26 protein-coding genes are annotated in these 25,139 nt (G+C 56.0%); 12 read left to right on the top strand and 14 right to left on the bottom strand.

Annotated elements, in window-relative coordinates; translation table 11 throughout:
- The first annotated feature begins 55 nt into the window (after positions 1-55).
- Genes ABDK75_RS09085 through ABDK75_RS09110 form a run of 6 tightly spaced genes read left to right on the top strand, consistent with a single transcriptional unit; the run spans position 56 to position 5,852 of the window.
- Entirely contained in the window at positions 56-964 is a 909-nt protein-coding gene (locus ABDK75_RS09085; protein ID WP_346005635.1) for a metallophosphoesterase, read from the top strand.
- Positions 961-2,112, top strand: a complete 1,152-nt coding sequence (locus ABDK75_RS09090; RefSeq protein ID WP_046899531.1) for an LptF/LptG family permease — start codon at positions 961-963, stop codon at positions 2,110-2,112. The genes ABDK75_RS09085 and ABDK75_RS09090 overlap by 4 nt, the downstream gene beginning before the upstream one ends.
- Complete coding sequence (locus ABDK75_RS09095; RefSeq protein WP_086634109.1) at positions 2,109-3,209, top strand: LptF/LptG family permease; 1,101 nt, start codon at positions 2,109-2,111, stop codon at positions 3,207-3,209. Before ABDK75_RS09090 ends, ABDK75_RS09095 begins: the two co-directional genes overlap by 4 nt.
- On the top strand, positions 3,206-4,003 hold the full coding sequence (locus ABDK75_RS09100) for a sterol desaturase family protein (RefSeq protein WP_346005636.1): 798 nt from the start codon (positions 3,206-3,208) through the stop codon (positions 4,001-4,003). Before ABDK75_RS09095 ends, ABDK75_RS09100 begins: the two co-directional genes overlap by 4 nt.
- Positions 4,000-4,755 carry a nucleotidyltransferase family protein gene (locus tag ABDK75_RS09105; RefSeq protein WP_346005637.1) on the top strand — a complete coding sequence of 252 codons (756 nt, stop codon included), beginning with the start codon at positions 4,000-4,002 and terminating at the stop codon, positions 4,753-4,755. The genes ABDK75_RS09100 and ABDK75_RS09105 overlap by 4 nt, the downstream gene beginning before the upstream one ends.
- Positions 4,752-5,852, top strand: a complete 1,101-nt coding sequence (locus ABDK75_RS09110; RefSeq protein ID WP_346005638.1) for a glycosyltransferase — start codon at positions 4,752-4,754, stop codon at positions 5,850-5,852. Before ABDK75_RS09105 ends, ABDK75_RS09110 begins: the two co-directional genes overlap by 4 nt.
- Here the strand turns inward: ABDK75_RS09110 and ABDK75_RS09115 are convergent.
- Entirely contained in the window at positions 5,818-6,708 is an 891-nt protein-coding gene (locus ABDK75_RS09115) for a hypothetical protein (RefSeq protein WP_346005639.1), read from the bottom strand. The genes ABDK75_RS09110 and ABDK75_RS09115 overlap by 35 nt on opposite strands.
- 66 nt (positions 6,709-6,774) lie before the next feature.
- Between ABDK75_RS09115 and ABDK75_RS09120 the strand changes: the two genes are divergently transcribed.
- From ABDK75_RS09120 to ABDK75_RS09130, 3 genes are all read left to right on the top strand, one after another.
- Entirely contained in the window at positions 6,775-7,302 is a 528-nt protein-coding gene (locus ABDK75_RS09120; protein WP_339405255.1) for an MmcB family DNA repair protein, read from the top strand.
- A gap of 9 nt (positions 7,303-7,311) precedes the next feature.
- Positions 7,312-8,100, top strand: a complete 789-nt coding sequence (locus ABDK75_RS09125; RefSeq protein WP_346005640.1) for an inositol monophosphatase family protein — start codon at positions 7,312-7,314, stop codon at positions 8,098-8,100.
- A 90-nt stretch (positions 8,101-8,190) separates the two neighbouring features.
- Positions 8,191-9,069: a lipid-binding SYLF domain-containing protein gene (locus ABDK75_RS09130; RefSeq protein ID WP_046899537.1), complete on the top strand. Its 879-nt coding sequence runs from the start codon at positions 8,191-8,193 to the stop codon at positions 9,067-9,069.
- 39 nt (positions 9,070-9,108) lie between these two features.
- On the opposite strand, the gene mltG is transcribed toward ABDK75_RS09130, so the two are convergent.
- The 8 genes from mltG to ABDK75_RS09170 form a co-directional block, all read right to left on the bottom strand.
- The gene (gene mltG, locus ABDK75_RS09135) at positions 9,109-10,149 is read right to left on the bottom strand and encodes an endolytic transglycosylase MltG (RefSeq protein WP_339405258.1); all 1,041 of its coding nucleotides are present in this window, start codon (positions 10,147-10,149) and stop codon (positions 9,109-9,111) included.
- 18 nt (positions 10,150-10,167) lie between these two features.
- Positions 10,168-11,451: a beta-ketoacyl-ACP synthase II gene (gene fabF, locus ABDK75_RS09140; RefSeq protein ID WP_202206687.1), complete on the bottom strand. Its 1,284-nt coding sequence runs from the start codon at positions 11,449-11,451 to the stop codon at positions 10,168-10,170.
- Between the two features lie 120 nt (positions 11,452-11,571).
- A complete protein-coding gene (locus ABDK75_RS09145) occupies positions 11,572-11,811 on the bottom strand; it encodes an acyl carrier protein (protein ID WP_007282219.1) in 240 nt (79 codons plus the stop codon).
- A 202-nt stretch (positions 11,812-12,013) separates the two neighbouring features.
- Complete coding sequence (gene fabG, locus ABDK75_RS09150) at positions 12,014-12,754, bottom strand: 3-oxoacyl-[acyl-carrier-protein] reductase (protein ID WP_346005642.1); 741 nt, start codon at positions 12,752-12,754, stop codon at positions 12,014-12,016.
- A 12-nt stretch (positions 12,755-12,766) separates the two neighbouring features.
- Positions 12,767-13,711, bottom strand: a complete 945-nt coding sequence (gene fabD, locus ABDK75_RS09155) for an ACP S-malonyltransferase (protein WP_346005644.1) — start codon at positions 13,709-13,711, stop codon at positions 12,767-12,769.
- 71 nt (positions 13,712-13,782) lie between these two features.
- On the bottom strand, positions 13,783-14,529 hold the full coding sequence (locus ABDK75_RS09160; RefSeq protein ID WP_346005645.1) for a hypothetical protein: 747 nt from the start codon (positions 14,527-14,529) through the stop codon (positions 13,783-13,785).
- A 26-nt stretch (positions 14,530-14,555) separates the two neighbouring features.
- Entirely contained in the window at positions 14,556-15,434 is an 879-nt protein-coding gene (locus tag ABDK75_RS09165) for a class I SAM-dependent methyltransferase (RefSeq protein WP_346005646.1), read from the bottom strand.
- Positions 15,435-15,558: 124 nt separating this feature from the next.
- Entirely contained in the window at positions 15,559-16,986 is a 1,428-nt protein-coding gene (locus ABDK75_RS09170; RefSeq protein ID WP_408874431.1) for a carbohydrate porin, read from the bottom strand.
- A 455-nt stretch (positions 16,987-17,441) separates the two neighbouring features.
- Between ABDK75_RS09170 and ABDK75_RS09175 the strand changes: the two genes are divergently transcribed.
- Positions 17,442-18,221 (top strand): acetoin reductase, encoded by a 780-nt coding sequence (locus ABDK75_RS09175; RefSeq protein ID WP_346005648.1) that lies wholly within the window; start codon positions 17,442-17,444, stop codon positions 18,219-18,221.
- A gap of 51 nt (positions 18,222-18,272) precedes the next feature.
- On the opposite strand, the gene ABDK75_RS09180 is transcribed toward ABDK75_RS09175, so the two are convergent.
- The 4 genes from ABDK75_RS09180 to ABDK75_RS09195 form a co-directional block, all read right to left on the bottom strand.
- The gene (locus ABDK75_RS09180; RefSeq protein ID WP_346005650.1) at positions 18,273-19,004 is read right to left on the bottom strand and encodes a glycine betaine ABC transporter substrate-binding protein; all 732 of its coding nucleotides are present in this window, start codon (positions 19,002-19,004) and stop codon (positions 18,273-18,275) included.
- A gap of 73 nt (positions 19,005-19,077) precedes the next feature.
- Positions 19,078-21,237, bottom strand: a complete 2,160-nt coding sequence (locus ABDK75_RS09185; protein WP_346005651.1) for a M13 family metallopeptidase — start codon at positions 21,235-21,237, stop codon at positions 19,078-19,080.
- A gap of 14 nt (positions 21,238-21,251) precedes the next feature.
- Positions 21,252-21,884, bottom strand: coding sequence for a Dabb family protein (locus tag ABDK75_RS09190; protein WP_064274083.1), 633 nt, complete (start codon positions 21,882-21,884; stop codon positions 21,252-21,254).
- Positions 21,885-21,977: 93 nt separating this feature from the next.
- The gene (locus ABDK75_RS09195) at positions 21,978-22,799 is read right to left on the bottom strand and encodes an acyl-ACP desaturase (RefSeq protein ID WP_046899547.1); all 822 of its coding nucleotides are present in this window, start codon (positions 22,797-22,799) and stop codon (positions 21,978-21,980) included.
- Positions 22,800-22,915: 116 nt separating this feature from the next.
- Here ABDK75_RS09195 and bioB point away from each other — a divergent pair, with 116 nt between their 5' ends.
- Positions 22,916-23,941 carry a biotin synthase BioB gene (gene bioB / locus ABDK75_RS09200; RefSeq protein WP_064274199.1) on the top strand — a complete coding sequence of 342 codons (1,026 nt, stop codon included), beginning with the start codon at positions 22,916-22,918 and terminating at the stop codon, positions 23,939-23,941.
- A 52-nt stretch (positions 23,942-23,993) separates the two neighbouring features.
- On the opposite strand, the gene ABDK75_RS09205 is transcribed toward bioB, so the two are convergent.
- A complete protein-coding gene (locus ABDK75_RS09205) occupies positions 23,994-24,548 on the bottom strand; it encodes a flavodoxin family protein (protein ID WP_346005653.1) in 555 nt (184 codons plus the stop codon).
- A 200-nt stretch (positions 24,549-24,748) separates the two neighbouring features.
- Here ABDK75_RS09205 and ABDK75_RS09210 point away from each other — a divergent pair, with 200 nt between their 5' ends.
- Positions 24,749-25,078: a helix-turn-helix domain-containing protein gene (locus tag ABDK75_RS09210; RefSeq protein WP_249207698.1), complete on the top strand. Its 330-nt coding sequence runs from the start codon at positions 24,749-24,751 to the stop codon at positions 25,076-25,078.
- The last annotated feature ends 61 nt before the right edge of the window (positions 25,079-25,139 follow it).

The following is a 25,139-nucleotide window of genomic DNA, read 5'->3' on the forward strand; positions in this document are numbered from 1 at the left end:
CCAGAATGCGAGCTTCCCCTTCCGGCAGAAAGACTGACAAGGCTTCATTTCCTCCATGCCCCATGATCTCCCCGCAGAAACGTCTTCTCAGCGGGAGACGTGCGCCGTCGTTCTGGCCCATCTCTCGGACCCTCACCTCCCACCTCCTCCGGTTCGCTGGTGGGAAGCTCTGAACAAGCGGGCTCTCAGTCTCATTTCGTGGAAAAAGCATCGTCGGCACGTTCACCTGGCGGCTATATGCATGGAAATTGTACAGGATATTGCCAGAGCCAACGTTGATGCCATTCTTGTCAGCGGAGACCTGACGAACTTCGGCACGCCAGCAGAGTTCACCCTGGCTGCCGAATGGCTGGAAAAGCTCCCGGCGCAGACATTGGTCATTCCGGGCAATCATGATTGCATGATCCGTCAGTCCCCTGAAAAGGGGATCCTGCAATGGGAGAAATGGTCTGGGGCGACTTATCCGTACGCCCGCATCCACAACGGCGTTGCCATTATCGGTGTGAACTCGGGCATCCCAACCCCACCGTTCATGGCTTATGGCCGGGTTGGCCACAAACAGCTTGCCCGACTGGAAGCTCTGCTGACGCAACTGGGCGATGCCGGACTCTGTCGTGTTGTCATGATCCATCATCCCCCCCGAAAAGGGCTGGTGCCATGGCGGAAGTCGCTGCTCGATCATCCCGCCGTGGCAAAGCTTCTTCAAAGAACTGGTGCTGAAATCGTTCTCCATGGGCACTCCCATGACGCGACCCTGACACACATCGCCGGAACTGAAATACCGCTTCTTGGGGTCGCCTCTGCATCCCTGACAGACAAACGTGCTCATCGACAGGCCTGCTGGAATCATCTGACTATTCGCCCCCGAAAAAGCGGTTGGACGATTGATCTTGCCCGACACCGGCCGGATGGGAGCATTACGGAACAGGCCTCCTGGTTCCGACCGCAAGGTACGCAGGCATGAAGCAGCGCGCCTCCATTCTGGACAGATATCTACTGTGGCAGATGATGCCACCGTTCGTTATCGCCCTCTTTGCGATGCTCGTGGCGCTCCTTCTGGAACGCCTGCTCGTCCTGTTCGATTATCTGGCCTCAGCCGGAAGCTCCCTTGCGACCTGCATCGCGCTGCTGACAGATCTTCTGCCGCATTATTTCGGGATCGCTCTTCCAGCCGCGCTCTGCATCTCGGTTTTTCTCACCATCCATGGAATGAGCGACAATAACGAGATTGATGCACTTCAAGCTGGACGTGTGTCTCTGCTGCGGATCAGTCGGCCCTTCATGATTGTGGGTCTGCTGCTGGGGGCCGTAAGTGTGCTGCTCTACGGCTATATTCAGCCGGTTGCGCGCTACGATTATCGGGCCGGCTTCTATTTCGCGGCTCATACAGGCTGGGCACCGCATCTTCAGGCAGGAATGTTCGCGTCCACGTCTGATACGGCAGTGATGACGGCAGACAGCGTCAGTCACGGCGGCACCCACATGAGGCGTGTCTTCATCCGGGAAGTGAACAAGAATGGTCTTGCTCACATCATCACCGCCCGCCGCGGCATGCTCACAATTTCAGATAAAACCCGCAGCACCCAGATGGATCTCTGGGACGGTGAAATCGTCGACGATCCCTTCCCCGGAGCCGCTAATCACAAACCGACGGTCACGCATTTCTCGCATGTCGTTCGCGTCATTGATCATCCTGCAAAAGAGACGACCTTTCGCTCTCGTGGAATTGACGAACGGGAGCTGACGCTTTTCGAGCTCGCACATGATCTTCGTTATGGCGTACCGGGCATCGAATATCGGACGCTTCGTGCAGAAATCGATTTCCGCATCGCACATGCCCTTGCCATCCCGTTTATCCCCCCCCTGGCCGTAGCGCTGGCCATTGGCTCACGGCGTAGAAAGTCGGTGTGGGGATTGATTGCGGTTTCGGGCATTCTTGTCGGGTTTGACCAGATGCTCATGTTTGGACATAGCCTGGCTGCGACGGGCCGCCTTCCCATCTGGCTTGCCATCTGGGTGCCGGAAGCGCTCTTCTGCATTGGCTGTCCCGCCACTCTGCTGCGCCGGTCGCGCGGTTCCTGGAAACGCCGCAAACTGGTTCGCCCGTCATGACCGCCCACGCACCACACTATGTTCTGTATCGTTATCTGAACCGTGCACTTCTGGGGCGCTTTATGCTCTGTGGTGGCGTGCTGGTCTCGCTGCTTGAGATCCTTGCGCTCCTTGAAAAAACGACGCCCATTCTCAACCGAAATCTGGGCTTCAAGGGCATCCTGACATTTGCACTGCTGCATCTTCCTGCGCTCAGCGTCGAGATCATGCCTCTGGCATTCATGGTCGGAGCACTGTTCCTCCTGATGCAGATGACGCTGTCATCGGAAATGTCAGCCCTTCGTGCAGCCGGACTTTCCACGATCAATCTCTACAAGCGCTTTCTGCCAGCCATCCTGATTGTGGGTTTTACCGGAACAGCCATGCAATACTGGCTCATCCCCCCGTGCGAAAATGCGCTTGCAACATGGTGGAACAAAACGGACCCTGATGCAGCGAAGCCCGACACCCCCTCAAAGCGTATTCTCTGGTTTCGTGCAGGGCCGACTCTTGTCCGTATCGGCCAGTTTGCGCATGGCGGGGCGTTCCTGCGGGATGTTACCATTTATCACCGGGACCCGGGTGGCCTTCTGACAGGGACCGAGCACGCCGCGACCCTGACTTATGATGGCAAGGACTGGCACCCGACCGGAGCGCAGGATCTCACGCTGACGGATAATGGCGCTTTTGTAAAAATCACTGGTGGTGACAATAATTTTGCCATTCCGGCGACGCCATCAATGATCATGACGTTATCGGAAGATAACGCTGCCGTGACCCCAAGTCAGATCGGGGCCATCCTCCACAAAGGTGCACCTGCCAGTCTTCCCCGCGCAACGTACCGCATGGCACTCTTCAGTGGCATTATTCTTCCGTTTCAGGTCGCAGTAATGCTTTTATTAGCGCTACCAGTGATCTATATCCCCCCTCGGGCAGGACTTCGAAACCCGCTTCCGGTCTATGTGCTGGCCGCGGGAATGGGCTTCGTGATCCTGCAGGGAATGATTTCCGCACTGGGCAATGCTGGAACGCTTGCCGCGCCACTGGCGGCCTGTGCGGGCCCACTTCTGGGCGCCCTTCTTGGGCTGACCTGGGTCCTGAGGATGGAGGAAAGATGAGCAAGTCCAAACCATGGCAGAACATGTCGTCCCTCCGGACGGGGCGCAGCTTCGATCTCGGAAAGATGTCGCTGCCTCAGTTGTGGATTGCCTATCTCACCTACCCTACCATCCTTCTGTATTTCGTACTGATCGTTGCAGCAGCTTTCGGAGCACTTCATTTCTCCCATAGCCTGGTGACAACGCTAATACCCGTTCCTGTCGTGATCGTGGTGTATCCGCTGGCCTGGTACATGATCCATCGCTTCATCCTGCATGGACGCTGGCTATACCGGAACCACTGGACCGCTTCGCTCTGGAAGCGCATCCACTTCGATCATCACCAGGACCCCCATCTGCTGGATGTGCTGTTTGGATCACCCCTGAACACCGTCCCGACCATGGGCATCATCACCATGCCGATCGGATATCTGATCTGCGGCTGGAGCGGGGCATTCTGCGCCCTGTCCACAGCGCTCGTGATGACGTGCATCTATGAGTTTTTTCACTGCATCCAGCATCTGGCCTACAAGCCACGCTGGAAGTGGGTTGCCCAGATCAAGCAACTTCATGTTCTTCATCATTTCCATGATGAAAATGGCAATTACGGGATTACAAACTACGTGCCAGACCGCTTTTTTGGCAGTTTCTACCGTGAAGCCCGTGACCGCGCACGCAGCCAGCACGTCTTCAATCTCGGCTACGATCTGGATGAAGCCAAGCGCTATCCCTGGGTCATGAACCTTACAGGCGCTCCGCCCAAAGATCGTCCTGATGGGGCACGCTCTTCCTCCGACAACAGCCGCACAGCGTGAGCCTTCCCGTTCTCGTACTCGCTGGTTCTCGTGATGGTGAGCGTGATGTTCTGGCACAACTCGGAAAGGTCTCGCACAAAGCGCTCCTTCCGGTCGGCGGCCAACCCATGCTGGGTCGCGTCTTGCGCGTGCTTGAGAGCATGCCTGCTCTCGGACCAATTACGATCAGCATCGAAGCACCAGACCGTATTCGGGACATTTCCGGCGAGGCCCGTGTTCTCCGATCGGCACCGTCTCCCAGCGAAAGCGTTGCGGAAGGTCTCATCAAGGTCGGGACGCCTTGCCTGGTGACAACGGCTGATCACGCGCTGCTGCGTCCAGAATGGATTTCAGAATTTCTTGGTAAAACGGCTGGATGTGATCTTGCCGTGGGCGTCGCTCTTCGGGAAACTGTAGAGCGAGACGTCCCGACCACGAAGCGCACCTATATTCGCCTCGCAGACATGAGCTTTTCCGGATGTAATCTCTTCTGGATGGGCACACCGCAAGCTGCAGAAGTGGTCGAACTGTGGAAGCGGCTTCAGAAAGACCGCAAACGCCCCCTGAGAATGGCTCGAACACTGGGGTTCGGAACGCTTCTTCGGGCACTGACAGGCCGCCTGGATTCCACGGCTCTGTGTCGTCGGATCGAAGTTCTGACGGGCGCCAAAATACGTCTCGTGCCGCTTTCTGAAGGTCAGGCCGCCGTAGATGTCGATAAGCCTTCTGACCTGACACTCGCTGAACAGCTTCTGGCACAACGGTCTTCATGAAAATTGCTTACGTCATCAACTCGCTCGAATGCGGTGGCGCGCAGCTTCCCATTCCGGACATTGTCTCCGTTCTCCAGCAGCGAGGTGGCGAAGTCACAGTTTTCAGCCTCGAAAAACGTGATGGACTGGCCATTCCCGTTCTGGAAAGCCACGGCATTGAGGTTCGCGTAAGATCCGGCGGCAACAAAGACCATTTAGCGGCCTGGCGCTGGCTGCGCGATGAAATGGACGCATTCCAGCCAGATCTGATCTGGACGTCCCTGACCAGAGCTACACTCCTCGGCCAGCGCGCAGCCAACAGGCTTGGTGTCCCGGCAGTCCACTGGCAGCATTCTGCCCGGTTGAAGTCCGCCAACAGCCTCCTGCTCCGGCTTTTGTGCCGGAAAGCGGAACTATGGATTGCAGACTCCCCTACGGTTGAGGATTTTGCCCGCAAAAGTCTGGGACTACGGAACCGCGTTCTTTCCTGGCCAATTTTCCGGGCCAATCCTCACTGCCCCACAGCAAAGGCCTGGCGTAAAGGACAGACCGTCCGTATCGGAAGTCTTGGCCGACTGCACGCCGTAAAGGGGTATGACCTGCTTTTCGAAGCACTGGATCTGCTCCGTGATCACCCGGACCTTCCCCCCTATCGACTGTCCTTAGCCGGAGACGGCCCAGAAAAAGAAGCACTGGAACAGATCGCCAGGGAGAAAAAACTCCCGGTCGATTTTCTCGGACACTGCGACAAGCCGTTCGAATTTCTGTCGACGCTGCATCTTTATGTTCAGCCGTCCCAGTGGGAAGGCATGTGCGTTGCCGCCCATGAGGCCATGGCCTGCGCGCTGCCCGTAATTGCCACGCCAGCCGGCGAAATCCCTCACACCATGGAAGACGGGCATTCCGGTCTTGTGGTCCCGTTCAACAACGCTCCGGTCCTGGCCAGTGCAATTGCTGAACTCATCATGACGCCGGGAAAGCTCAAACCCATGGGGCGCCTCTCCCGAGAGCGCGTTCTGGAGCGGTTCGGCCCGACGGCGTTTCTACGTCAGGGAAATGCCGTTCTGGACCGAATTCCTGGCTTCAACCCAGCCCCAGACGACGCTTCACATTCATAAGATCCCGACGCGGGCCAATTCCAACACGCTTGACGTCAACAAGTGTCACCTGACCAGCGGCTGAGAGCGTGTGGAAACCGTCCGGAAAACGACGTCGCAGCACGGCAGGCGCATCCAGCACATCACTTGGTGTCACTTTCGGCAACCCGCGCTCAAGCCCTTCAATCTTCAGCAGACGGATGCCTTGGCCATAAGTGTCACGGCAGTCTTGCGTGGGAAGGAAGAGCTCTCCATCGACATCAACCGGAGTGCCACCCGGACGCGCTCCCGCACGGTCACTCAAAAACAGTCCAAGATGTTTCCAGGGCCCCGTAAGACTATCTGCTACGGAGATGTGCAGAGCGCTTTGTCGCTCGTCTCGCGTGCCTGCGGGCGTCCAGAACATCCACCAACGCTCGGCATAATGGAACGGCGTGGCGTCAATCGCGGCCTCTCGGAAATCAAATGCTTCGACCTTTTCCCATTCCAACGGAAAAGCTTTGGCCCGATACAGGGTCAGGCGGCCTGAAGCACTGGCCTCGGGCAGCATGTACGTCTCCCCGCCATGCTCAAAGACATACGGGTAGGACAGATGCCAGTCTTCACGCAGGACAGGCTTTTGCTGAATCAGCTTTCCTGTCCGGTCATAGACCAGAACATCAATGGTGCCTTTGGGGGCCCGATAGTCAAAGGCTTCCGCAAAAACATGCAGCTTTCCGTCTCGCCAGAGACCAAAAGGATCGGCCAGAAAACGGTGATCTCCGATATCCGGCAGGGTTGTCACCTCAAACCCGTTGAGACTACCCGCTCGGATCAGGTCCGCCAGAGGAGCGTGGATAATGGCGCAACGCCAGTGGTCCGTGCGTAGAAACGGCATGCCGACTCTCCTTGAAAAACGCGAACAGGGGCAGACGTAAAGCGCAGATCCGGGCAATATGGAACCATGAGTTCGGTCCTTTCCGAGATCCCGCCTGGTTTCCCTGAACGACAGTTTGCCATCCGGCGTGCTGTTTTGGGGCTATGTCGCGCCATGGGCTGGGCAGCAATCAACGAATTTGCTCTTCCCTCGGCCGGGCGTCGCGCAGACGTGATGGCCCTTCTGCCCGATCACAGCCTGTCCTGCATTGAGATCAAATCCGGACTCCGCGATTTCCAGACAGATCAGAAATGGCCGGATTACAGGGACTGGTCGGACAGGCTGTACTTTGCCGTCGATGATGGCTTTCCGCTGGAGGTTCTGCCTCCGGACGTTGGCATTATCACTGTCAGTCTCAGCATGGTGCCCAGTAGCCTCTTCCACAGTGTGGTGGCGGAATGCGCCATCATCCGTGACCCCGCAGAACACCGGATCGCACCGGCACGTCGGCGGACAATTCTGCACCTGTTTGCCACCACGGCCGCCAGTCGCCTCATGTCTCTTGAGGACCCGGCCATCACTGCATCCCTGCGCGCAGCACGCCGCACAGAATAGGATATGTCCATGAGTTTTGACCCTATTGCCGTCCGTCTTGAAGCCGCCCGCAGTGTGATCCGGGACGCAGCGGCCCTCGCCCTTTCCATGCGCCCTCAGCCTGGTGGCCCGACTGGCACCCTTAAAGGCCGCCAAGACTATCTGACGGAAGCAGACGGAGCGGTTGAAGCCCTCGTCAGCCGTCGGATTCAGGAACTCTTCCCGGAAGATGGTTTTCAGGGCGAAGAAGGCGGCCTGACACGTGAGGGGCAGTTCCGCTGGGTCGTGGACCCGATTGATGGAACCTCCAATTTTGCACGCGGGCGAGACCGGTGGTGCGTGTCGCTGGGTCTGCTTGAGGACAATGTACCCGTTGCTGGCGTTATTGAGGCCCCGGCCCTCAACGAAGTTTTCACTGCTCAGAAAGGCAAAGGCGCCTTTCTGAACGGAAAACCCATCAAAGCCTCCCCTATTAGCAACCCGCAGGAGGCCATGATCGAAATGGGATGGTCCTGCCGGGTGTCGACCGAACTGTTTGGTGAAAAAATCAGTGCCATCATGTCTCTGGGCGCCATGCCGCGTTCAGGCGGGTCCGGGGCCCTGGCTTTGGCAGACGTCGCATGTGGCCGCAGCGATGGCTACCTTGAAATTGTGATCCAGCTTTGGGATGTGGCCGCAGCACTGATCATTCTGGAAGAAGCTGGCGCTACTGTCTCTCCGTTTCTTCAGACGGGCGGCCTGACAGGGGGAGCCACTATCCTTGCGGCTGCACCCGGCATTGCGCAAATCCTGTCAAACGCCGTGAAGGTGGAAATCTGACACGACCTGTTGCCCCGCACTCGTGATTTGGCCTTATTTCACGCATAGTGCGGGAAGATCTATTTTTGCCGTTAGCAGAAGGTAAGTTTTATGACCCTGTCCGGTCTCCTGCGTTCGACCGTTCTTGCCGCCACAGGGTGTGCAACGCTCGCTGCGTGTTCTGGCACCACCACCACCACAGCAAGCGAACAGCAGATCGTTGTGGATAAAGCGACGCTGGCTGTTCAGGACCTGTTTGCAAAAACAACCTCGACATCCCGCTCACAGCAGCTTCTGGCGGAAGCCAAAGCCGTCATGGTGTGCCCGTCTGTTCTGAACATGTCTTTCGGTCTGGGAGGCTCTGGCGGTCGCTGCGTTCTCATGAGCCGCGATGCGCGTGGGTCATGGTCTGATCCCGCATTTTACCGTCTGAGCACGGGATCTCTGGGTGTTCAGGTTGGCGTCCAGAACTCCGAGATGATTTTCTTCATTATGTCCCAGCGCGGCATTCAGGCCCTGCTGGATAGCCAGTTCAAGTTTGATGCGACAGCATCTGCATCTTTCGCCACGATCGGAACTGGTGTTGAAAGCAGCACGGCCGGAGCAAAGAATACGGACATCTATGCGGCACAGAAGGCTCAGGGCCTTTATGCGGGCGCAGCCCTTGGTGGCTCCAAGCTGACGGTGGATAGCGGCGCAAACCGCGCTTACTACAATCAGGCTGTTGGTCCTGAAGACATTATCGTGACGATGCGCGTCAACAATCCGTCTGCCGATCCGCTTCGTCGCATGATGATGAACATTGCGAAACTACCCACAGCCTCCACGGCCCGCTCAACAAGCGCAACAGCTCCAGCCTCTCAGGGAAGCACGTCAACGGATATCGACCCCGTAAGCAGCAGCCCCTACCCCAGCAACTACGACACCTCGAAGCCGTACAGCACCCAAACGCGCGGCGTGCAGAGTTCATCTCTGAACCCTGTGAAGTAAGACAAAAAAAGCCCCGCACATGAAAATGCGGGGCTTTTTTTATTGTGGAACGACCGGGATTTTTCCTCGGTATGCCCGGATATTTCGGTCCTGCTCCTGAAGTGTCTCAGAGAAACTATGACCACCCTCACCCGTAGCGACGAAATATAACGCCTTACCTTCCGCTGGATGTGCGGCAGCCTCAAGAGACGTCTTGCCCGGTGAGCAGATTGGCCCCGGTGGCAGGCCGGTTTCCAGGTAGGTATTGTATGGGCCAGGGACCTGAAGATCATCATGCGTCAACGGGCGGTCCAACGTCCCCAGACCTTCGCTAAGGCCATAAATGACGCTTGGATCCGTCTGCAGGCGCATGCCAAGTTTGAGGCGGTTCAGAAAGACGCGTGCCACCATTGGACGTTCAGTCGGTACGGCTGTTTCCCGCTCGATCAGGGATGCAAGCGTCACCAGATCCTGCGGGCTCTGAATCAGGCCATCCAGAGCTTCCACATCACGCTTGTCCCAGATGGACTGCACCTGAGCGTCCATCATGCGTTTCAGGCGATCAACCATGGATTGCCGTGCAGTACCACGAACATAGGCAATCGTCTGAGGAAGGACGCTTCCCTCCACGATTTGAGGAACGTCTCCCGTCATGAACGGTGCTTTGCGAAGAATATCCGCAATCTTCAGCGCAGTCAGACCTTCAGGAACAGTCAACTGATGGGAAACAGGTTTACCATGCCGCAAAATTTCCAGCACATGAGCCACAGATACTCGTGCGGGAAACTGAAGCTCCGCCGCATGAATCTGTCCATTCCGATGCGTCAGGAAGGCTGACAGCCGGAAGAAGGCTCCGGAGGACCATGTTGGGGAAAGAATTCCGTCATCCTGAAGAGCTTTTGTAACCGTCGCATTATTACCGCGCGGAATGACAAAGGCTTTTGTTTCAGGAAGCGGACCAGGGTCAGTGTAATGACCGTACCCGGCCACCGCTGCTGCGACAAAGAGCAGCGGCGCCATAAAGATTGCCAGCTTACGGCCAGCCTTGGGGGGAAGAAGAGGTTTTCTGTTTTCTTCGCCGTCCGGCTGGCTTTCAGGCATAAATCAAAACGACTCCGCTCAGTCCTTGCAGCGCTTCAGGATAATGCTGGCATTCGTACCGCCAAACCCGAAGCTGTTGGACAGAGCAACATCAACCTTACGCTTCTGAGCCTTCAGAGGCACACGATCGATTACGCTCTCGCGTGCCGGATTTTCAAGGTTCAGCGTGGGCGGCACGATGCCGTCACGGATGGCCTGAAGGCAGAAGATCGCCTCCACAGCACCCGCTGCGCCGAGAAGATGGCCGATGGCAGACTTGGTGGATGACATCACCAGGTTCTTGGCATGGTCGCCGAAGAAACGCTCGACCGCATCCAGTTCCAGATCGTCAGCCATGGTGGAGGTGCCATGCGCGTTGACGTAGTCGATATCGGATGCCTGAAGACCACTGTTCTTCAGGGCGGCCTTCATGGCGCGGAAAGCACCTTCATGCCCTTCAGCCGGGGCTGTGATGTGATGAGCGTCGCCGGACAGGCCATAGCCACCGATTTCGCCATAGATCTTCGCACCGCGAGCCTTGGCGTGTTCGTACTCTTCCAGCACGACCACACCGGCACCCTCACCCATAATGAAGCCATCACGATCCTTGTCCCACGGACGGGACGCCTTGGTCGGATCTTCATTGGAACCGGTGGATAACGCACGTGCCGAGCAGAAACCGGCAATACCCAGCGAACAGATGGCAGCTTCCGCACCACCAGCAATCATGACGTCTGCATCACCGTACTGGATCAGACGGGACGCATCGCCAATCGCATGCACGCCTGTAGCGCAGGCTGTAACGACAGCATGGTTCGGTCCCTTGAAGCCGTAACGGATCGAAAGGTGACCGGAAATGAGATTGATAAGCGCAGACGGGATGAAGAACGGTGACAGACGACGGGCCTTGCCGCTCGAAACTGTCAGGGAGCCTTCATAAATCGTCTGTAGACCACCGATACCGGAGCCGATCATCACGCCTGTGGCGCAGCGATCATCTTCGTTCTCAGGCTTCCAGCCCGAGTCCTCGACGGCCTGGATGGCAGCGGCCAGACCAAGATGGATGAAGCGATCCATTTTCTTCTGGTCTTTGACCGGCACCCAGTCAGACAGCGTGAGACCGCCTTCTTCGGTCGGTCCCTCAGGAACCTGACCAGCGACCTGCGCAGGGAGTTCGGAAGGATCAAAATGAGTAATACGCCCGATACCGGACTGCCCTTCGATCAGACGCTTCCACGTCAGTTCCGCACCCACCGCAAGTGGGCTGACAACACCGATTCCGGTAACGACGACGCGTCTTCCGTTGATTGCATTCCCGCTCATCGATGCCTCATGTCTCACGTTGTAAACGACCATACGATACGGCCTGAACGCCGCTCCGTGTATCCGCCCCTGGTAGTCGAGGCGGGATGGGACCAGCCTTAGACCAGTCCCGAAAGCGCCTTAGGCAGCCTTCTGCTTCTCGATGTAGTCAATCGCGTCCTTGACGGTGGCGATCTTCTCGGCTGCATCTTCCGGGATCTCGACGGAGAAAGCTTCTTCGAAAGCCATGACCAGCTCAACCGTGTCGAGGCTGTCTGCGCCCAGATCGTCAATGAAAGACGCTTCCGGCGTGACCTTGCTTTCTTCAACGCCGAGGTGCTCGACAACGATCTTCTTCACCTTGTCAGCGATATCGCTCATCTGTTTGTTCCTTCTGCCCGTTCAGGGCGTTACAAAAAACTCGTATTGCCGTCTGCCAGTCCGGGAACCCATCAGGGCTTCCAGCGCAGGCCACCTCTCCTTTCGGAAAGGCGTTGCCACCGGCCGAACCGGACATCGGCCTTCATCAGACCGGGCAAAGCAGCGCGCGATTAGCACGCTTTGACCTGAAACGCCAAGCGTCTCAGACCATGGCCATGCCACCGTTGACGTGCAGGGTCGTTCCCGTGACCCAAGCAGCCTCGTCAGAAGCCAGATACACCACTGCCGCAGCCACGTCATCCGGGTTTCCCATCCGACCGAGCGGAATGGAGCCAACCAGCTTTTCGCGGATACCCTCAGACAGCACATCCGTCATCGGCGTTTCAATAAAACCAGGAGCCACAACGTTGACCGTCACACCGCGAGGACCGGCTTCCTGAGCCAGTGACTTGCTCATACCAACGATGCCAGCCTTTGCAGCTGCATAGTTGGCCTGACCCGCATTTCCTGTCGTTCCAACAACAGACGCGATGGAAATGATGCGGCCAGCGCGACGGCGCAGCATTCCCTTAAGGGCAGCGCGAGCCAGACGGAACGGGCTTTCCAGATCCACCGTCATGACCTGCGACCAGTCACTGTCCTTCATGCGAATGGCGAGCGTATCGCGCGTCAGACCCGCATTGTTCACCAGAATGTCCAGCGGAGCCCCGGCTACTTCTTCAGCCTTAGCCACAAGACCATCAGCTTCAGACGCATCCGACAGGTTAGCAACCGCAATATGCGTGCGCTCACCTAGGCTGTCTGCCAGTTCCTTCAGAGCCACTTCACGTGTGCCGCTGAGAACAACCGTTGCGCCAAGGGCGTGAAGCTGACGGGCAATAGCTGCACCGATGCCACCGGATGCACCCGTGACGAGTGCGATCTTGCCAGAAAGAGAGAACATGGTTCGTTGTCCTTACAGAGCCTTGAGCAGGGCTTCGATTTCAGCAGGTGTGCCAGCATTGTCCGTGGCAAGATCAGGAGCAATACGACGCGCCAGACCGCACAGCACCTTGCCGGCTCCCAGTTCATGCATGTTTGTCACGCCCATGGCCGCCATGGCCTGAACGCTTTCGCGCCAGCGGACCGTTCCCGTAACCTGCTTCACCAGAAGGTCGCGGATCGCGTCAGGATCCGTTACCTTCGCAGCAGTCACATTGGCAATAACCGGGACGCTCGGCGCAATCAGTGTAGCCGTTGCCAGCGCTTCGGCCATTTCACGACCGGCAGGCGCCATCAGTGACGAATGAAACGGCGCGGAGACCGGAAGTTTCACAGCCCGCTTGATGCCACGCTCCTTGGCAAGGGCAATGGCGCGATCCACGGCATCCATGTGTCCAGACACAACGATCTGGCCACCGCCGTTATCATTGGCGATCTCAAGGATCTGTCCCTGGGCTGCATCTTCACAGATGGACTGTGCCTGCTCAGCCTCAACTCCGAGAAGGGCTGCCATGCCGCCCTCACCTGCAGGAACAGCCCGCTGCATTGCCTGACCGCGCAGACGCAGCAGACGGGCACCCTCAGCAATACCGAGCGTGCCAGCAGCAGCAAGAGCAGAATATTCTCCAAGAGAATGACCAGCCAGCAAAGTGGCCTTGTCTGCCAGTTTAAAGCCACCTTCGGTTTCAAGGGCGCGAACAGCAGCGAGCGATACGGCAAAAAGTGCTGGCTGCGTGTTCTCGGTCTTTGTCAGTTCTTCCGCTTCGCCAGAGAACATCAGCTTTGACAGATGCACTCCGAGGGCATCGTCAACTTCCTGAAAAACGGCACGGGACGAAGCAAAGGCATCATGCAGGGCCTGCCCCATTCCGACTGACTGACTGCCCTGACCCGGAAAGACAAAAGCGTGAACCGACATGGATCCCCCTGCTGGCATGAAAAACAGGCTCAGGGTGATGCTGTTTCACACGCGATCTGTCAAATTCTGCATTATCTGTCAGGTGTGAATGTCACGTATGCCTCACCCGGAATTTTAACCTGGACCCGGCCAAAAGGCTTGCTGGAACGGAATACCGTATCCTCTGCATAGTCCTGCGGCCGAAGCAGAACAGTCATGGGTTCCCTGCTCGCGTTTGACGCCAGCACCCGAACGGTGCCGCTCGTCACCGCTTCAAAATTCGCTCCCGGAGGAATATCTATCTTGAGCCGATGAGCATCCGGCATGAACCAGGACAGGATCACACCCGTCAGATCACGGATGCACGCATTGACCTGATGCAGCCAGTGACGGGCCTCTGTGCCGGTAAATGTCTGCCGCGCAGGCAACGCGACCACCAGAGACAGCTCCGTTCTGACATTATGCCCGATGGCTTCTGTCTGAAGGACTGGCGGGTTCTCTGCCTTCAGGCGGTCTGTCAGCGGGAAATGCATGTCCCGGTCCTGGCCGAAGAACAAGGGAATATCCCCATCCCGGCTATGAACCATAAGCCGCGCTTTTGAGGGGTAATCATGGTCAGGCAGCAACTCGCCTGTGAAATGGAGTGAAAGACCCTCTTTTGCCGCCTGTGGGAAGCGCTCAAACCGCTCATAGATGCGTGCGATGTCCTGATATGTCGCAACGCGCACATCATGTCGGCCAGCGACAATAAGATGCTCCTCAGAAGCACCGCGCGCCTCGTGAAGCCCGACACAGGAAAGGAATGCGATGAAACATCCCATCAGAAGACGATAGGTCATGAATTTACTTTACAACAAATGATGTCTTATTCAATTTTTTGCAGAACAATCAGAACCTGCGGCAGCCTTACCGGATTATCCAGATATTCAATCAGGCGAAACATCCCGCCCCAAGCTTTAAGAATATAGTTCCGTGGTATGATGGCCTCTCCATAATGCGCCTGAGGCTGAGGACGCTTTGCAGATGCTGCATGCAAAAAGCGTCCAGCTTCAAAATGTGAATTTGCCTGCGCTTCATCCACAAAACTGTTTGCACAGGCTTCATGCCATGGATGCTCCAGCCGCATTCCAGAAGCACGACGCAAGCGCTGCTCTGCACAAAATGACAGAAACCGCCGGCTCTGCGTCGTAAAGACAACCAATCCATCTGGCTTTAGAAGCCGATGAAATTCCCTCATCCAGTGGCCAGCCAGAAATTCATCCAGATGTGAAAATGTCGACCAGGACGTGATCAGATCCAGCGTACTAGGCACGAGCGGCAATGGTGGCACCAGCCCTGCCTGCAAGAAGGGAAGAAATGGATTGGCGCGCCGTGCCGCCATGAGAAAGCGGTCCGTATGCTCGACGCTGACGAGGGACTGGGATCGCACATCTTTCATGAAAAGACGCGCCATCCGCCCCCACCCACATCCGAAATCAAGAACGGAAGTCTCCGGCTTCACAGGCCTCCCCGCGTAAGCGCAATACGCCTTTATTTCCCGATAAAAGACATGCGCCTCATGAATGGAAACCTCCCCGTGATGCCCATGAATTTCACGCTGTAGATCATCCGGGGGGAACTCAGGCATCCGAACGCCCTGCACCTCGTGTCCGCCAAGGGACGAGACCAGAACATGCAGCCATTTTTCATCCGCAAGCCCGTGAAAGGCTTCAAAAACAGCATCCGTCCTGTCGGAGTGGGTCATTCTTCTACCGTTACGCCATGTCAGTAACGATTTATTAACGCACTTCCACCAACAAGAGAACCAAGCCGCCTCCCCATGAAAAATCCTGCCCCGCGCTTTTCAGATACACCGCGAGAAAGAGTTCTCACATAAACTGGATATGGCTCTTAAACCCCAAAAGAGCCGCATCCCGCAGATTGTATTGGGCATTCGGGTGAATGTAATACTCAAACAGAGGTGTAAAAATCACACCCTTCACAACATGGATAGCGTAGTTGAACTCCATCACGACCGCATCCTGCTGAACTCCTGTCGCATGATTGGGGAGTGATTGCCCTTTACGGATCAGCGCAGCTTCACTTCGGCTCACACCAGACGCAATCTTGGTGTAGGTGAGAGAAAATCCGAGCGTATCGTAGGGTCGAGACTTCAGAAATCCGCGGTTAATCAGTGCACCATACACGAGATACCGGCGCAGGGATGTATGGGGATCATTGTAAATAAGCCCCGTCATCGCCGTCAGGCCTGAGCCTTTTGTCCGATAGTGCAGCAACTGCTGATCCAGCATGACCCATGTTGACCAAGACGCGCTTCGCTTTTTATGCGCAAGTCCGCTCTCTGCATAAGAACCGTCATACAGATCATAATAGTTATCAGTCTGCGGCGTACTGAAGAGCTGGGCCCCAAATTTGTAATGGCCAGGCAAGGTTCCATGCCCGAAAACCGGCTCCCAGGCTGTTTCAATCGGTGCTGCATACCCAATGATGTTGGCCCCATTAAATTTAAAGCCGGTCCGATGCTGATAGACTTGGTAAATCCCGTTTTCGATCGGATACACCCCCGTCTGAACATAGACAGACCGAACCGGCCGTCCTCGAACCCGAAATCCCCAGGTCGCAGCAGGATAGCCAGCGTCAAAATTCGTGTCCGTAATCCCTTTGGGACGACCGCAGAAACTACCGTTCTGGAAATTGCAGAACAAAGGGCTCGCCGCAAAATCCGAAATTTCTGACATACGGCCCGCGGCGATCGCCAGACGCCCACCGTAAAGCGTTTCTTCCCCGTACATATAGACCAAATGCACGACAACATTTCCGCCACCGCCATAATCTTCGGAAGCATGATTGAGCCAGTCACCAAACATGCGATTGGCCGTCGTACCGTATCGTCCCACCGTAATCATGTGCGTCGCAAAACCACGCAGGCCAGCAAGCTTTTCCCAGTCTACGTCAAGCTGCATGGCATACTGACCCGCATTGCTCGCGCCCTGCTTGTAGTTTTCAAATCCCGGCGTTGTTCCGCGCGTCGGTTTCGTTATCGCTCCGGCAAATTCATTCGTATTATCGACGAGGAAATTGATGCCACGCTTACGCAGCCAGTCTGACAAAGGATTGGAGACGATAGCCTCAGGATGGGAAAATGCTGGAACGGTTGTTTCACGCGATGCATGGACAGGAAGAGGCGTTGAAACCAACTGACTTGGCGCAGATCCAATATCGCGGTCCATGACCTGAGCAAAAGCAGGCAGCGATACGAAAATACTGAGAAACCACACGAACCATGAGCTTTTCAGAGCATAACCCAGCACACGAAGATGCAAATCTGCCGCCCCTATTTGAACAGGAATAATGTTACATCACTCCCCCTGAAGCGAATTGCGCCCGATCCAGAGTCAGCGTGCAAAATCCCTACGCGACGGAGCATTGTAGCGTAATTAACATTTTAGAATTTCTCGTAAATTTGATTAATAATTCACAAATATAAAATAATTAAAATATTTTTTATTATTTATTTTAAAGTAAAAATACTTGTGAAAGTGAAGTACGTTTTATATTAATATTCAAATATCTACAAAAGCGTTAATTTAGAAAATTACTCATGTAATATTTCTTTCACATGAAACACGTTTGCGTGCCTATTTTCGAAAACATGTCTTTTTTTGTGGAAAATCAAAGCTTGAAAGCAGAAGACGTTTACCATTCGTGCGAACCACATTTCGTGGCGCATGAAGAGAGAGGAAATTTCTGCATGTCTCTTTCTGGTAAAATTGCCGCTGTAACCGGGGCGGCTCAAGGGATCGGCAAGGCCATCGCTCTTCGTCTGGCGCGCGAAGGAGCTGACATCATTCTACTGGATGTCAAACAGGAAACCGTTCAGCAGGCTGCCAAGGAAGTTGAAGCTCTTGGCCGACGTGCTATCGCTCTAACGGCTGACATCAGCAATCGCGATGAATTTCAGAAGACCCTGAAAGAAGCCTCCAGCCAGCTGGGCGGCCTCGATATCATGGTCAATAACGCCGGCATCTGTCAGGTGAAGCCTATTCTGGACGTCACCCAGGAAGAAGTTGAGAAGATTTACCGCATTAATGTTCAGGGCGTGATCTGGGGCATTCAAGCTGCGGCCAACATTTTCAAAGAGACCGGCAAGACGGGCAAGATCATCAATGCCTGCTCCATTGCTGGTCATGAAGGCTTTCCCCTTCTCGGGATCTATTCTTCCACAAAGTTCGCAGTTCGCGCACTGACGCAGTCGGCCGCCAAAGAACTGGCAGCCTTCGGTATCACCGTAAACTCCTACTGCCCGGGCATCGTCGGAACGGATATGTGGGTCGAGATCGACAAGCGCATGTCTGAGATTACCGGCGCTGAGCTGGGCGCAACGTACAAGAAGTATGTTGAAGGCATTGCGCTCGGACGGGTCGAAACAGCGGACGACGTTGCTGGCTTCGTCGCATTCCTGTCGGGCAAAGATTCCGATTACATTACTGGCCAGTCCATCCTGATCGATGGCGGCCTCGTCTACCGCTAAGGCAGTAGATACAAAAAAGGGCCGGAGAAATCCGGCCCTTTTTTGAAATCCTCAGGCATCCCGCGGAATAAGGCGTCCACGCTGCCATGCTTCCGCAGCATCATCAGGGTCCTGCCCTTCAACGCCGATATTATAATCCAGCGCACTCATGACCTTGTTGCCGAGCATCATCTCGGACAATTCGTCAAGAAGATCCGTGTCTGCCTTGCGGGCTACATCTTCCCGCAGAACCATGCGCGCAGACATTTCCCCGCCGAGCAGCTCGTCAGGGTCCTCAACCAGCGTCAGCAACGCGGTGTGGAATACCGCATGTGGCTGAGTGGCGACCACCAGCGGAGATTCGCCATCTGCCTGCGCCTTTTCCAAACGACCGATCAGAGCGGCTTCCCCCACAACTTCAAGCGGCAGGGAAGATAGGGCAGGAAGCTGCTTGAGTGCTTTTTCAAGAATCTCGCGGCTGTCCTCTGCAACGATCACCCGATCCACGTCGGCTGATGTCAGCGCATTGACAGGACCGAGCGCACGCAGCGCAGCAAACGAAATCTGTGGCTGATACAGATCCCCGATGACACGAAAGCTAGGCCCAGCGAATTTTTCATCGCGCGGGAACCAGGCAGAGACCAGAAGATCGACTTCGCCCTGCTCCATGGCTTCCGCCACATCTTCAGGGTCGAGATCCACAAACTCGACGTCCACCTCATGCGCTTCGAGAACACGGGCGACCGCACTGGCACACCCGGCATGAAGCGAGGTGTACAGATGGCCGATCGTCATTTGCGTCATGAGGCAGTCCGTCAGTCAGAAAATTGAAACGTGAGACCGTGGATAAGCCTCACGCTTCATTTTGTCACGACCCTTACCAGATCTTTACGCGCTGGTCCGGGGCCAGATAGAGCTTGTCGCCCTCTTTTACGCCGAATGCATCGTACCAGGCGTCAATATTGTGCGCTGGCATGTTCACACGCGTGACGGCCGGGGCATGCTCGTTCGAAAGCATCTGCTGGCGCAGCGCATCCGGCCGATCCTTCTCACGCCACACCTGAGCCCAGCCCAGGAACACGCGCTGATCGCCCGTCAGGCCATGAACGGTTGTCTGCGGCTTGCCATGCAGGGAGTCATGATAAGCCTGCAGACCAAGGTTCAACCCGCCGGAATCCGCAATGTTCTCGCCCATGGTCATCTTGCCGTTCACATGCGTGCCCGGCAGAGGTTCCTGCGCGTCGTATTGTGCACCAAGACGATCGGCCAGCTTCTGGAAGGCATCAGAAGATGCTTTGGTCCACCAGTCATTCAGACGGCCATGTTCATCATAATGACGGCCCTGGTCGTCAAAGCCGTGGCTCATCTCATGACCGATCACGCCACCAATGGCACCGTAATTCACAGCCATATCGCCCTTCGGATCGAAGAACGGCGGCTGAAGGATGGCAGCCGGGAAAACGATCTCGTTCATCGTCGGATCGTTGTAGGCGTTCACGGTCTGCGGCGTCATGCCCCACTCGTCACGATCCACCGGCTTGTCGAGCTTGTTCAGCTCATGCTGCCAGTTAAACGCGGCGCCACGCACGGCATTGCCATACACGTCGCCCTTGCGAACTACGAGGTTGCTGTAGTCCCACCACTTTTTGGGATAGCCAACCTGAATAGCGAAGTGATCCAGCTTGTTCAGAGCAGCCTTACGGGTCTGCTCGTCCATCCATGTGTTGTGCTCAAGGCGATCATGGAAGGAAGACTTCACCTTCTGCACCAACTCCGTAATCTGAGCTTGTGCTGACGGCGGGAAATAACGGGCAACGTAGATTTTACCCAGAGCCCAGCCCATGGCGCCATTGGTCACGCGCGTCGCACGCTTCCAACGCGGAGACTGCTGCGCCACGCCCGACAGCGTGCGACTGTTAAAGTCAAAGGATGCGTCAGAGAAATCATGAGACAGATAGGCTGCGGCATTATCTGCCAGATGGAAGGCTAGCCAAGCCTGAAGTACGCTGTAATCAGCTTTCTTCAGAACGCGGGACATAGCTGCGATGCCATCCGGCTCGCGTACGTCCACCTTACGATCGGCAATATTTTCGGCCGGAAGCCCTGCAGTCGTCAGGAACGTGACCCAGTCAAAGTCTGGAGCGATCTTTTGCAGCTGCGTGACCGTCATCGGGTTGTAGAGCTTGAGCGGATCGCGCGTCTGATCGCGGGGGATCTCAACCTTGGCAAGCGCCGTTTCAAGATCGACAACAGCCTGCGCGTTCTTGGCTGGATCAGCCCAGCCCACAAGCGTCAGCATCTTCGCGATATAAGCCTGATAGGCCTTCTTCTTGTCGGCCAGCTTCGGGTCTGTGTAGTAGCTGATATCGGGCAGGCCCAGGCCACCGCTGACGCCAATGCTCATGCCCTGATCAAGCATCAGCATATAATGTTCCGGATCTTTCTGATCCTGCTCGACGCCAATCTGAAACGTCGAGAACGCCATGGAATTCAGGGACGTACCAAACGCTTCGGCCAGGCTCTTGGCATCACTGACCTTGCGGATCTTCTCCAGATCCACAGCAAGTGGCTTGGCTCCCAGAGCATCAACAGCCTTCTGGTCCAGATAACTGGCGTAGAAGGTGCCGATCTTGCCCATGTCATCAGACGGCTCGGCAGAAACGTGCTTCTGTGCTTCGCTCAGGATCGCCTTCTGGCGCTCCATGGACAGTTCGTACAGAATACGGAACGGGCCATAGCTGCTCATATCGCCTGGAATTTTCAGGTTCTTGAGGTACGTGCCGTTGGCATATTCGAAGAAATTGTCGCCCGGCTTAACGCTGTGGTTCATGCCGACTTCATCAAAGCCCCAGCCTGAATTGTAACCGGCGGCCTGTGCACTTGCGGCTGTAAGGCCCATAGCCAGCGCAAGTACACTCGCACCTTGCGTCAGGCGGCGTTTAACAGAAACTGTAGTCTTCACATTATGCCTCATGTTCTGGCGATCGCCGTAGCATGAGGCATAAAAGATCATTTCGTCAAAAGGCCGTCCATACAAACGGAGACTTTTTGTTACTTCCCGCTTTTGCGGGTTGTCTTGCGTGCTTTGTCAGCGGGGGCGGAGACAGCCAGCACGTCATAATCAAAGACCATAACCTTATCGAGATATGGCCCGGCAAATTCCTTGAAGGCCTCATGGGCAGGGTCAAAGAACGCCGGATCTGTCACGACGGGCTTGCCAACATAGTAGTTCCGGTCCCCTTCAGAGCGGAACGTCACGAGGAACGCTTGCTGCAGGCCGCCCTCTACACCTTCCCCACTATTCTGGAACCCGGTCTCAATGCTGACCACAACCGGGCGACCGTCCGGGCGGCGGCTGTCCTGCGCAAGATGCAGAAAACGGCCGGACACTTCTGCACGCTGTGCCGTCGTGGCGTCCTTCTTGTACCGGAACATCACCATGTGCCGCACGGTGCCAACATGCCAGTCCGCCGCTGTAAACTGAGCGTATCCGACCTGTCGGGCAAGCTGCTGGGAGGCCACCGTTGCGGCTGCCGGTGTGTCGCTTGTCACCGGGCCTGATGTCGCGATCGGCAACGAGTACGGATCTGCTTTGGCTGAGAAGCCCTGCGACAGCCCTGCGATGGACAGAAGGGCAGCTGCTCCCCAGATAAAGCGACGGGACAGAAGTGGTCGAACGTCCATTCTCAAGCTCCAGTTACAAGACAGAAAATGCAGCCCTTCATGGCACGAAATTGCCTCTTCCGTCTTGTGAATTTCCGTAAGTCTGACGAACCGTCAGGCCGCAATCTGGCGCTGAAACGATTTGCGACGCCACTGGATCAGTCGATACACCCCATTCGCTGCCAGCTTCTGCCAACGGGAATGCGGGGTGAAGCCGATTGTCTTGAAGATCATCGCCGTCACACGATCAATGTGCTTCTGCTGATAGAATCCCATGGCTTTCGACATGTAAGCCGCAATGCAGCGCTTGTGATCATAGGGCATATCCGGGGATTCATTGGTCGTATGATAGGCGGACGCCAGCTCATCGTCCTCACTCTCGGTCACACGCCCAAGAGCAATACGCGTCCGTGCCCACACACTGAGCTTCTCGCGCTTCAGATAGCGATGCATGTGATCATAGAAGAGTTTGAAATGCCGGTATTCATCGGCGGCAATCTGCTTGCAGATGGCTTTCAGCAGGGGCTCATCTGTCGCATCCGCCAGCGCCGTGTAAAAAGACGACGTTCCCGTCTCGACCATACAGCGTGCGATCAGTTCCCCCGTGCGGGACCCGCGGATAGACGCATCGACGTCTGCATCAATCTTGTAACTTGCGCGATAGCGCTCAAAAGCCTCTTCATAATCCCAGCTCGGATCTGCCAGCATAGCCCAGCGGCCCAGAGCATCTCCGTGCTGAACTTCTTCCACTGCCCAGTTGGCTGTTGCCGCGCTGAAATCCGGGTCTCCCACAAAGACGTGTCTCAGATATTCAGCGTAGTCCAAGCCATTCTTTTCAACGACTGAAGCAGACTTCACCAGAGGAATGATATCCGGGTCCACGCGGGATGGATCAAAGGAATCCCAGTCCATCTGCTCGATACGCCAGTGTTTCATCGCTTTGCCTCGTCCGTTTTCCGGCTCATAATCATGACGATGAGATGACACGCCGGGGCCATTTTGGGTAGGTGTGACGCAACAACGTTGGAGAAAGCCCCGTGACGGCTCAGAAAATGACACAGCCAGACGTCCGCCACGACTGGACGCGCGCTGAGGTTGAAGCGCTGATCAACCTCCCCTTCCCGGACCTGATGTTCCGCGCCCAGGAACTGCACCGTCGTTATTTCGACCCCACAAAAGTGCAGATTTCCACGCTTCTTTCGATCAAGACCGGCGGCTGCCCCGAAGACTGCGCCTACTGTCCGCAGAGCGCCCGACACGAAAAAAGCGTGAAGGCCGAGCGTCTGATGGCCGTCGAAAAGGTGATGACCGAGGCACGCGCAGCAAAGGCAGCAGGCGCAGGCCGATTCTGCATGGGTGCTGCCTGGCGCTCCCCGAAGGACCACGATCTCGACTCCGTTTGTGAGATGATCGAAGGCGTTAAATCCCTTGGTCTCGAAACATGCGTCACGCTGGGAATGCTGGACTCCGTACAGTCTCAGCGCCTGAAGGATGCCGGGCTGGATTATTACAACCACAACCTCGACACCTCCGAGGAATTTTACGGCTCCATCATCTCCACCCGCACGTATCAGGAGCGCCTCGACACACTCTCCAACGTGCGCGATGCTGGCATCAATGTCTGCTGTGGCGGAATCGTGGGTATGGGCGAAGATCTGTCCGACCGCGCCGGCCTGCTGATGACGCTCGCCAACCTGCCGAAGCATCCCGAGAGCGTACCCATCAATCTGCTCGTTCGCGTTGAAGGCACACCGTTAGGTGAGGCTGAAGCTGTCGATCCGATCACATTCGTTCGCATCATCGCTACGGCCCGCATCATGATGCCGGAAAGCCATGTGCGTTTGGCAGCAGGGCGTGAAAACATGACCGATGAGGCACATGCTCTGTGCTTCCTCGCAGGTGCCAACTCCATCTTCTGTGGCGAGAAGCTCCTCACCACGCCAAACCCTGCTGAACACCGTGACCGTCAACTTCTGTCCGCTCTGGGCATGACGCCGATGGTTCAGTCTGAAGCAGAAATGGGAACGCTACGTCCTGCCGTTCCGGACGTTCCTGCCTACGAAGCGGCTCTGTCCTAACCAACAAGGGCGAGGCATGCTGTTTGCAGTGCCTCGCCTCATACATTGCTGATTAAGCTTTGAGACGCGCCGCAATATCAGCCACACGACGGCCATAGCGCTCAGCCGTCAGCAGGTCTCCCTTCTGCACGCCATCGATCCCCGCATTTGCTGGAGCGCGCGCCAGAAGCCCGACTGAGCCGCCCAGATTGTTCGGATCGTCGCCCGTGGCCTCAAGAGTGTTGGACGGCGGAATTCCCAGACTCACCCAGATGCCACCATGCTGGGATGCAAGTGTTTGCAGCGTAATCAACGTCACCTGCTTGTCCCCGTTCGGACTGGCGGAGTTCGTGAAACCACCGAACACCTTGTCCTGCCAGCCGCGCGTGAACCAAATTTTGGACGTGGCATCTGCAAATTTCTTAAACTGCCAACTCACATTCCCCATGTAGGTTGGCGTTCCAAAGATGATGGCATCCGCGCCATCCAATGCGGCCCACTCTGCTTCGGTAATCTCACCATCCGCGCTAATTGCCACGAGTTGAGCCTCAGCTCCCTGCGCCACATGCTCCGCCACCACTTTGGTGTGCCCATACCCTGAGTGATAGACGACCAAGACTTTAGACATCGTTCCTGTCCTTCGAACCAAGAGATCAAACATACAATGCGATACGTGGTATCCATTGGAAACCAGCACCCTTTCTGGTATTATGTTGGAAAATTCGAGACAAGAAGGCACTTTCAAGACACATGGTAACCTCGCAGAAACCAGACACCCCGGCACGAAACCTCTGTTTCAACGTCTATGCAAAAGAGTGTCCGACCCGCATGGTGCTTGACAGGCTCGGTGACAAATGGGCCCTTCTTGTGCTGGACCGCCTTCAGAATGACGTTGTGCGCTTCAATGCCCTCAAGCGGGACATCAATGGGATTTCACAGAAGATCCTGTCTCAGGTTCTGAAAAACCTTGAGCGTGACGGGCTTATTTTAAGGCAAGCTTATCCAACCGTGCCCGTCACTGTTGAATACAGCCTCAAACCTCTTGGAGAGACCCTGATCCAGGCTGTTTCAAGCCTCACGCACTGGGCTGAAACCCATATGGCTGACATTCAGGACTCTCAACGTCTTTACGATGAAGCAAAAAACAGCGCGCTCTGACATTTTGCGCCTTCCATAAAGCCATTTTTCAACTTTTCCCTTGGCCTCGTAGCCGTTCTTT

It is taken from the genome of Gluconobacter sp. OJA, from assembly GCF_039638325.1.
GTDB lineage: Bacteria > Pseudomonadota > Alphaproteobacteria > Acetobacterales > Acetobacteraceae > Gluconobacter > Gluconobacter cerinus.